The following is a 5,297-nucleotide window of genomic DNA, read 5'->3' on the forward strand; positions in this document are numbered from 1 at the left end:
GCCGATATGAACCAAACCGTTGACAACGGCCAGATACACTGCGATTAGACCCAGTCCCGGCTCGCCGAGCGCGGCCAAATAGGTGGCGATGACGATAACGCCCCAAACGCCGGGAACATTGATGACAAACACGGCCATCGGCGACAGCACCTGCTTGCCGCCGCCGATGGTCTGGTTAAAAAATGTTCTGAAGCGGTCTTGATCGTGCTCCTCGTATTGATGCAGCATGTACATCGGCAGATGCAGAAACGTCAGCGTGAGCGGCAGGGACCAGGTCGAGGTCAACAATGGAAACAACATCAGCAACAGTAAGCCCGCCAATGCGCCGCCATAGACCCAATGCGTTGTTAAGCGTTCGATCATGAAATTTTTCCGGCAGTTGATTGAAAGCCGTTAACTCTAGTCCGGTTCCAACGTTTTAGCGCCGGCAACCTCGCCGCTTCCCTCGCCCAAATCGCCGAGCCAGCAGCGCCGGTTCGAATTTGCCGGGCATATGGAAGACAGCGTATTCAATCGCATGAGTCATGCGCCGTAAAATGGTTATCGATGTGGATAACTCCCCGCCCGAAGCCGAGACAACCGGACCCGATATGCTCAAAACGCCTTTCGCCAAACCGGCTCCTCGACCTCTTGCCAACAGCTTAATCCTCGGGGGTATCGCCTCGCGACGGCCGCCCCCAGATTGCAGCGCCGGCAAAATCCAAGCAAAACCCTGGGTTTTCCTTGACGAAAACGACCAAAGACAGTAGCTTATCCAACCTTTTTTGTAAATCCGTATCCGTGCGGTCCGTATTGTTTTTGAGGGCTTAAAATTGGAACTCAGTGGCGGGCAAATTCTTGTCCAATGTCTAAAAGATGAAGGTGTCGAATTCGTGTTTGGCTATCCGGGTGGCTCTGTATTGCACATCTACGATGCCATATTCCACCAAGACGACGTGAAGCACATCCTGGTCCGGCACGAACAAGCCGCGGCTCATTCGGCGGACGCCTACGCCCGCGCCACCGGCAAGCCCGGCGTGGTGCTGGTCACTTCGGGTCCCGGCGCGACCAACGCCGTCACCGGCATCGCCACGGCTTATATGGATTCGATTCCGATGGTGATTATTTCCGGGCAAGTGCCGTCGCCGGTGATCGGCAGCGACGCGTTCCAGGAAGTCGATACGGTCGGCATCACCCGCCCCTGCGTCAAGCACAACTTCTTGGTCAAGGATGTCAACGATCTGGCCGAGACCATGAAAAAAGCCTTTTACGTGGCGACGACCGGCCGCCCCGGCCCGGTCCTGGTCGACGTGCCCAAGGACATCACCGACCCGAACATCAAGGTAGCTTATAAATACCCGAAAAAAGTCGTGATGCGCTCCTATAACCCGGTGGTGACCGGCCACAAGGGCCAGATCAAGCGCGCCGTCGATATGCTGTTGGCCGCGCAACGCCCGATCATTTATTCCGGCGGCGGCGTGATCCTCGGCGAAGGCCATCAGGAATTGACCGAGCTGACCCAGTTACTGGGTTTCCCGATCACCAACACCTTGATGGGTCTGGGCGCTTATCCGGCCACCGACAAGCAATTCGTCGGCATGCTGGGCATGCATGGTACTTACGAAGCCAATATGGCGATGCACGAAAGCGACGTCATCCTGGCGGTCGGCGCGCGCTTCGACGACCGGGTGACCGGCAAGTTGACCGAGTTCTGCCCCTACGCCAAGATCATCCATATCGATGTCGATCCGGCCTCGATTTCCAAGACCGTGAAGGTGGACGTGCCGATCGTCGGCGAGGTCAAACCGGTCTTGAAGCAAATGCTTGAATTGATCCGCGACAGCAAGGACAAACCATCGAAAGCCTCGCTGGAAAATTGGTGGAAACTGATCGACAGTTGGCGCGGCGTGCGTTGCCTGGAGTACGACCGGGAAAGCCGGATCATCAAGCCGCAATACGTGGTCGAGCAATTATACGAAGTCACCAACGGCGACGCTTTCGTGACCTCGGACGTCGGCCAGCATCAAATGTACGCGGCGCAGTATTATCATTTCGACAAGCCGCGGCGTTGGATCAACTCCGGCGGCTTGGGTACGATGGGTTTCGGCTTGCCGGCCGCGATCGGCGTGAAGCTGGCGTTTCCAGAGTCCGACGTGGCCTGCATCACCGGCGAAGCCAGTATTCAGATGTGCATACAGGAGCTTTCGACCGCGCTGCAATACAACACCCCGGTCAAGATCATCAACCTGAACAACCGTTACATGGGCATGGTCCGGCAATGGCAGGAATTTTCCTATCAAAGCCGCTACTCGCATTCCTACATGGACACGATTCCGGACTTCGTCAAACTCGCCGAAGCCTACGGCCATGTCGGCATGCGCATCGAGAAACCGGAAGAAGTCCGCGATGCACTGAAACAAGCCTTTGAAATGAAGGACAGAACCGTGTTCCTGGATTTCATTACCGATAGAACCGAGAACGTATATCCGATGATAGAAGCAGGCAAGGCCCACCACGATATGAAATTGCGCGTTGCCCCCGGCACGCCGGTCGACAGGGAGTTATCGTGATGCGGCACATTATCTCCATTTTGATCGAAAATGAAGCCGGCGCCCTGTCGCGCGTTGCCGGCCTGTTTTCGGCGCGCGGTTACAATATCGAATCGTTGACCGTGGCGCCGACCGAAGACCCCAGCCTGTCGCGGATGACGCTGGTGACCAGCGGCAGCGACGAGATCATCGAGCAGATCACCAAGCAATTGAATAAATTGATCGACGTGGTCAAATTAATCGATTTGGCGGAATCGGCGCATATCGAACGCGAACTGATGCTGGTGAAAATCAAAACCAGCCACGACACCCGCGAGGAAGTCAAACGCATGGTCGATATTTTTCGCGGCAAGATTATCGACGTCACCCACAACAGCTACATCGTGGAAATGACCGGCCAGTCCAATAAACTCGACGCCTTCATCCACGGCTTCGAGGAAGGCAGCATCATCGAAGTGGTGCGCTCCGGCCCGACCGGCATTTCCCGCGGCGAAAAAGGCCTGCATCTATGAGCGTTGCCGGAGTACAAATCCAGACTGGTACTCCGCGTGACGGTGACTCCTCCGAGAGTCGATAAAATTTTTAATTCACACCAGAGTAACGAGAGAACCTATGCAAGTTTATTACGACAAAGACGCCGATCTTTCGATCATCCGCAGCAAGAAAGTCGCCATCATCGGCTATGGCTCGCAAGGCCATGCCCATGCCAACAACCTGAAAGATTCCGGTGTCGACGTCGTGGTCGGCCTGCGCGCCAACTCCGCGTCCGTCGCCAAGGCCCAGGCCAGCGGCCTGACCGTCAAGGACGTTCCGGAAGCCATCGCCGGCGCCGACGTGGTGATGATTCTGACCCCGGACGAGTTCCAATCCAAGCTGTACAAGGAAGAAATCGAGCCGAACATCAAACAAGGCGCCGCACTGGCCTTCGCCCACGGCTTTGCGATTCTGTACAACCAAGTCGTGCCGCGCGCCGACCTGGACGTGATCATGATCGCGCCGAAAGCGCCGGGACACACGGTGCGCTCCGAATTCGTCAAAGGCGGCGGCATCCCTGACTTGATCGCAATCCACCAAAATGCCTCCGGCATGGCCAAGGAATTGTGCCTGTCCTACGCCTCGGCGATCGGCGGCGGCCGTTCCGGCATCATCGAAACCACCTTCCGCGACGAAACCGAAACCGATTTGTTCGGCGAACAAGCGGTCTTGTGCGGCGGCGCGGTGGAACTGGTCAAAGCCGGTTTCGAAACCCTGACCGAAGCCGGCTATCCGCCGGAAATGGCCTACTTCGAGTGCTTGCACGAACTGAAACTGATCGTGGATCTGATGTACGAAGGCGGCATCGCCAACATGAACTATTCGATCTCCAATAACGCCGAGTACGGCGAATACGTCACCGGTCCGAAAGTCATCAACGAAGAAAGCCGCTGGGCGATGAAGCAAGCGCTGGAAGACATCCAACAAGGCAAATACGCCAAGCAGTTCATTCTGGAAGGCCAAACCGGCTATCCGGAAATGACCGCGCGCCGCCGCCTGAATGCCGAACATCCAATCGAGCAAGTCGGCGCCAAATTGCGGGCGATGATGCCTTGGATCAAAGCCAACCAAATCGTCGATAAAAGCAAAAACTAAGCTTTTCGGCTAGGCTTAAAAGCCCATCTTCGCGATGGGCTTTTTTTTGCCCGTTGAATAGGCCGAGCATGCCCAAATCGCTCCGTTCCCATACGTTGAAAGCCGTCATCGCCGCCGCACTGGGCATGCCGGTCGCCAGCCACGCAGAATGGCTGGACTGGACCCACAGCGAAATTCAATATTTACACGGCCCAAGCTACTCCGAACCGTTTAACGCCAACGATATCGCCCGCTCCATCATCACCGTGACCCATACTCACGGCTGGCGTTACGGCCGCAACTTTTTCTTCATGGACACGCTGTTCACCGAGAGCGGTCAACCGGCGCAAATCAACCTGTACGGCGAAGCCTACAGCACCCTCAGCCTCGGCAAAATCAGCGGCCTGAACTTGTCCTACGGCCTATTCAAGGACATCGGCGCCACGGCGGGCATCAACCTAGGCGAAAACGTCAATAGCCCGCGCAGCGGTTATCGCGCCTGGCTGTACGGCGTCAGCGTCGATTTCAATCTGCCGGGATTCGAGTACTTCAATGTCGATTTTTTACGCCAACGGGTTACCGAGCCAGCCGACATCGGTACCTCCTGGCAAATCACGCCGGTCTGGAAACTGCCGTTTCAAATCGCCGGCACTAAATGGAGCTTCGAAGGTTTCGCCGATTTCATCGGCCGCAATCAGACCGCCGCCCGCCAAGCCCTGGCCCAGCCGCAACTGCGCCTGGACCTCGGCGATTTCTGGGGTGCCGCCGACCAGTTGTTTATCGGCATCGAATACCAATACTGGCACAACAAATACGGCATCAAGGGCTTGCACGAAAGCCTGCCGCAGGCGCTGGTGGTTTGGAAGTTTTGAGGAAAAATGACTCTGGCGCTAGGCCCGAACTCACTCACATTCTCAAATTCGGCAAAGGTAATTAGTCTCGGCGTCAGGACCGTCGAATCTGCAAGGAATGTATTTAGCCGGGCTCGGCGTTTTGTTGAGCAGACTGTCTCGTATCGAGGTGCGCCGTATGCCACCTTTTCAATCGATATCCACTTTGCGCGCACGACCTTTTAACTCATCAAAAAGTTTTTACACCACCACGAGCGGTACTCGGACAAGCGTTGTCAGAGACGTTGCGTTGGGCGCCGCAATTTCAGTT

At 56.2% G+C, this 5,297-nt stretch carries 5 protein-coding genes; 4 read left to right on the top strand and 1 reads right to left on the bottom strand.

Translation table 11 applies throughout. The annotated features are described in order from the left end of the window. Positions 1 to 363: HXXEE domain-containing protein (locus AC3B8H_RS18175; protein WP_488442955.1), on the bottom strand; the 363-nt coding region annotated here is incomplete at its 3' end. Positions 364 to 812: 449 nt separating this feature from the next. On the opposite strand from AC3B8H_RS18175, the gene AC3B8H_RS18180 reads away from it, so the two are divergent. The 4 genes from AC3B8H_RS18180 to AC3B8H_RS18195 all read left to right on the top strand — a co-directional run bounded on the left by AC3B8H_RS18180 (position 813) and on the right by AC3B8H_RS18195 (position 5,008). Further along, on the top strand, positions 813 to 2,549 hold the full coding sequence (locus AC3B8H_RS18180; protein ID WP_488442956.1) for an acetolactate synthase 3 large subunit: 1,737 nt from the start codon (positions 813 to 815) through the stop codon (positions 2,547 to 2,549). Beyond that, positions 2,549 to 3,040 carry an acetolactate synthase small subunit gene (ilvN, locus tag AC3B8H_RS18185; protein WP_488442957.1) on the top strand — a complete coding sequence of 164 codons (492 nt, stop codon included), beginning with the start codon at positions 2,549 to 2,551 and terminating at the stop codon, positions 3,038 to 3,040. Before AC3B8H_RS18180 ends, ilvN begins: the two co-directional genes overlap by 1 nt. 100 nt (positions 3,041 to 3,140) lie before the next feature. After that, on the top strand, positions 3,141 to 4,157 hold the full coding sequence (ilvC, locus tag AC3B8H_RS18190) for a ketol-acid reductoisomerase (protein WP_488442958.1): 1,017 nt from the start codon (positions 3,141 to 3,143) through the stop codon (positions 4,155 to 4,157). Positions 4,158 to 4,225: 68 nt separating this feature from the next. After that, the gene (locus tag AC3B8H_RS18195) at positions 4,226 to 5,008 is read left to right on the top strand and encodes an outer membrane protein OmpK (RefSeq protein WP_488442959.1); all 783 of its coding nucleotides are present in this window, start codon (positions 4,226 to 4,228) and stop codon (positions 5,006 to 5,008) included. Positions 5,009 to 5,297 lie beyond the last annotated feature (289 nt).

It is taken from the genome of Methylomonas sp. BG-2 (assembly GCF_057766305.1).

Excerpts from the sequence above, each read along its gene's own strand:
- ilvC (WP_488442958.1), top strand. The coding sequence starts at position 3,141 with ATGCAAGTTTATTACGACAAAGACGCCGATCTTTCGATCATCCGCAGC.
- ilvN (WP_488442957.1), top strand. The coding sequence starts at position 2,549 with ATGCGGCACATTATCTCCATTTTGATCGAAAATGAAGCCGGCGCCCTG.
- AC3B8H_RS18195 (WP_488442959.1), top strand. The coding sequence starts at position 4,226 with ATGCCCAAATCGCTCCGTTCCCATACGTTGAAAGCCGTCATCGCCGCC.